A 3,807-nucleotide genomic window follows, 5' to 3' on the forward strand; every position below is an offset into this window, starting at 1 on the left:
CGGGCTCCCGGTCCGCGGGGGCGTCCGGGGCGTCCGGGGCGGCCGGGGTGGAGCCGGCCTCCTCCGGCCGGTCCTCCGGCGCCTTGCCGCGCCGTCGGCTCGGCACCGGGGTCTCCCCGCGCTGGAGACGTCTGCGCACGTCGTGGGCGGTGCCCAGGGACAGGCCGGACTGCTGGGCGACGGCCCGCAGCGGCAGCTCCGGCCGGCTGGTCATGAGTTCCGCGGCCCGCAGCCGCTCCAGCGTGCGGTCCAGCGGGTGCTCCCTGCCGTCGCTGCCCGTCCGGGTGTTCGACCGTGGAGAGTCCACGGTTGAACTGCGCCGTACGGCCGCGACCGTCTTGGGGTCCAGGCCGGTGCAGGTGGCGACGGTCCGGTCGGAGAGGTCCGGGTGGGAGCGCAGGATGCGCTCGGCGGCGGCCTTGCGGTCCGCCGTCGACAGCGGCAGCCCGTGCGCGATGTTCGCGGACACCGAGCGCAGGAAGGCGTCCTTCTCGGGGCCGTCGAAGTAGTGCACCTCGACGGCGTCCTGCCCCTTCAGGGCGGCGGCGGCCACCCGGTGCGAACCGTCGACGATCCGCATCGTCGGCCGGTGGACCAGGATCGGCGGCAGCGAGGCCAGGACGTCCGCCAGGCGCTGCACGTGCAGGGGGTCGACCCCGTTCAGCCGGGGGGAGTCGGCCGGCCGCAACACCGCGATACGGACCCGCTGGGTGAAGTTCGTCGGCAGTTCCAGAGCCTTGTCCGTGCTTTCCAACCTTGACACCCCCCTGGACCGGTACGAATTGTTCCGGCTCCTCTTCATTCCGGGACGGTGGTCCCGTGTCCGACGGAAGAGGAATACGTCGGCAAGAACGTTAAGCGATCGAACGGCCATTTGTACGGGCCGGCGCCGGCGATGCTTCGACTCCGCCTAGTTCATTCATGCAACTCACCGTTCGCTGAACGCCGCCGGTGTCAGTTGTTTGAAAAGACTCGGCAGCTCTACGTTCTTTTCACACCCCAGACGAATCCCACCAACGAGACCGGGAGGACGCGTTGCAGGCAACGGCAAGAATTCCCGAGCGCAGGGTCGAAATCGGGGACGAGGCGACTCTCACCCTCGAGGCCTATGCGGACACCATCGTTCCCGGCGAGAAGCGCGGGCCCGGCGACCGGGCGATAGCCGGCGTCGGCACCGGCGGAGGAGCGGTCGCCGCCGGCGCCCTGGACCTCCTGCGCTGGGACGCGACCGGCGTCGCCGACGGCCTGGAGGACCTGGCCGGCCTCGTCAACGGCCACGCCAGGACCCACGCCGCCGAGAACGGCCTGGAACTGGACGACACGGTGCCGCCCTTCGTGGCCCTCGACTACGAGGACCGGGTGCGGCTGATCCAGACCCTGACCACCCCGGGCCACCCGGAGAAGGACTTCTGGGTCCTGCTCTCCCTGTTCTGCAACATGGCCTTCGACTCCGCCGCCCACCTGCACACCGCGCAGGCCGTCAGGGACGGCCACCCCGGCCTCACGGCGATGGGCATCACCGCCCCCGACGCCGACGGCCTGTGGCGGTTCGCGGACTTCGGCTACGGCCGCAAGCTGGCCGACCTCCACCCCGACACCACCCCGACCGGGAGCCCGGCATGAGCAACGCGATCGAGAAGACCGACGTCCTGGTCATCGGCAGCGGCTTCGGCGGCGCCATCACCGCCTACCACCTCGCCGCCGGCGGCGCGAAGGTCACCATCCTGGAACGCGGCCCATGGCTGCGCAGCACCGACTTCGAACACGACTACAAGCTGGGGTCCTCCTACACACGGGCCTTCGACTTCGTCGTCGGCGACGGGATGAGCGTGCTGGGCGGCAACTGCGTCGGCGGCGGCAGCGTCGTCTACTTCGCGGCCATGCCGCGCGCCCCGCGCTTCGTCTTCGACCGCAAGGGCAGCATCGGCCGCCGGATGTGGCCGGCCGCCCTCAGCCGCGACACCCTCGACCCCTGGTACGACCGGATCGAGGAATCCCTCTCGGTGAGCAAGCAGGAATGGAGCGACGTCAGTTACGCCGGAGGACTGTGGGCCGCGGCCTGCCACCACGCCGGACGCACCGCCAACCCGCTCGCCGTCGCCGTCGACAACTCCAAGTGCGCCAACTGCAACTTCATGATGGCCGGCTGCCGCTTCGAGGCGAAGCAGTCGCTCACCGTCAACTACCTGCCGGCCGCGATCGCCCACGGGGCCGAGATACGGCCCCTGCACGAGGTGCAGCACCTGACCCGGACCGCGGAGGGGGACTACCGGATCCACTACAACGTCATCGACGACCAGGACTACCGGGTGCACCACGAGTCCGGCGTCATCGAGGCCAAGATCGTCGTGATGGCGGCCGGCGCCGCGGCCACCCCGGTCATCCTGCAGCGCAGCGAGGCCCACCTCGGCCGGATGCCGCACGCGGTCGGCCGCTACTTCTCCGGCAACGGGGAACGGCTCAACACGGCCATCCTCAACGAGGACAAGGTCGCCGAACTCCTCGGCCTGTCCCGCGGCGACGGCTCGCTGCCCTACGGCGCCAACGCGATCGGCAGGGGGCCGACCGTGGCCAGCTGGGACAAGCTGGACGGCTCGCTGCCCGAGTACTCCCGCTACTCGCTGGAGCAGCTCTACTTCCCGCCGGGCCTCGGCACCATCCTCGCCCAGGTGCCCGACGCCACCGGGCCGACCTGGTTCGGCAGGGAGAAGAAGGAGATCCTCAAGAACTGGAAGTCCTGGCTGACGATCTTCTCGATGATCGAGGACGACAACGAGGGCGTCTTCGGCCCGCCGCCGGAGACCGGCAACGCCCTGCGCATCTCCCAGCAGATGCTCGGCCGCGGCAACCTCTCCTACCGGCCCACGAAGAACACCTGGCACGGCTGGAACCAGTCCGACGCGGAAGTGAAGGAGATCCTGGAGAAGGACGGCCTCGCCAAGGTGATGCCGTGGACCAACGACCTGGTCGGCGCCTACACCGTGCACCCCCTCGCCTCCTGCCGGATGGGCGACGACCCCCGCACCTCGGCCCTGGACGACACCAACGAACTGCGCGGCCACTCCGGTGTCTTCGTCACCGACGGGTCCGCGATCCCCGGGGCGCTCACCGTCAACCCGGCGATGACCATCGCCGCCGTCGCCGAACGCGCGGTCCCGCACATCGTGGCGGAGGCCCAGCGCAGGGGAGTGGCCGTGAGCTACGGAGCCCCGGCGCCCACCGGCTACAAGAGCGGCCGCAACGCGGTCCTGCCGCTGCTGCGCGACAGGCCCAGGCAGCCGGCCGGGGTGTGACCCGCACCGGCGGGCGCGCTTCTCGCCGACCGGTCAGTTGCTTCACAGGACTTTCCCTTCCCCGGTGGGTTGCTTCACGCAACCGGCCCGCGATTCCAGGAGACAGCGGTGCGACCACTCGTGAGAACCATGCTGAAAGGCTCCCTCAAGCAGATCCGGCACGTCACCGCGGTCCCGCGGCACGAGGCGAAGGGCCTGGTGGCCGACGTCTACGACCGGGCCGGCCGGGAGTTCGGGATCCTCGCGCCGCCGCTGGCGCTGCACTCCCCGGCACCCGAGACGCTCGCCGCCTGCTGGGTCCTGCTGCGCGAGACCCTCCTCGTCGACGGCCGGGCCGGACGAGCCGCCAAGGAGGCCGTCGCCACCGGAGTGTCACAGGCCAACGAGTGCGCGTACTGCGTCGACGTCCACCGCGCCAAGCTGCAGACCCTGACCGGGCCGGACACCGCGCCCCTGGCGGCCCTCACCGACTGGGCCCGCGGCCTCACCACCGCCGGCGACCCGCCCCGGCCCG

4 protein-coding genes are annotated in these 3,807 nt (G+C 71.0%); 3 read left to right on the top strand and 1 reads right to left on the bottom strand.

Going from position 1 to position 3,807, the window contains the following annotated elements:
- A partial coding sequence (locus tag B7767_RS10680; RefSeq protein ID WP_256923392.1) for a ParB/RepB/Spo0J family partition protein occupies nucleotides 1-754 on the bottom strand: 754 nt, incomplete at its 3' end.
- A gap of 281 nt (nucleotides 755-1,035) precedes the next feature.
- Here B7767_RS10680 and B7767_RS10685 point away from each other — a divergent pair.
- The 3 genes from B7767_RS10685 to B7767_RS10695 form a co-directional block, all read left to right on the top strand.
- On the top strand, nucleotides 1,036-1,623 hold the full coding sequence (locus tag B7767_RS10685; RefSeq protein WP_085571988.1) for a DUF5987 family protein: 588 nt from the start codon (nucleotides 1,036-1,038) through the stop codon (nucleotides 1,621-1,623).
- Nucleotides 1,620-3,293, top strand: coding sequence for an FAD-dependent oxidoreductase (locus B7767_RS10690; protein ID WP_085571989.1), 1,674 nt, complete (start codon nucleotides 1,620-1,622; stop codon nucleotides 3,291-3,293). The genes B7767_RS10685 and B7767_RS10690 overlap by 4 nt, the downstream gene beginning before the upstream one ends.
- A gap of 108 nt (nucleotides 3,294-3,401) precedes the next feature.
- Nucleotides 3,402-3,807 (top strand): carboxymuconolactone decarboxylase family protein (locus B7767_RS10695; protein WP_179167100.1); only part of this gene is annotated, 406 nt, incomplete at its 3' end.

The sequence above is a fragment of the Streptomyces sp. 13-12-16 genome, assembly GCF_002114215.1.
Taxonomy (GTDB): domain Bacteria; phylum Actinomycetota; class Actinomycetes; order Streptomycetales; family Streptomycetaceae; genus Streptomyces.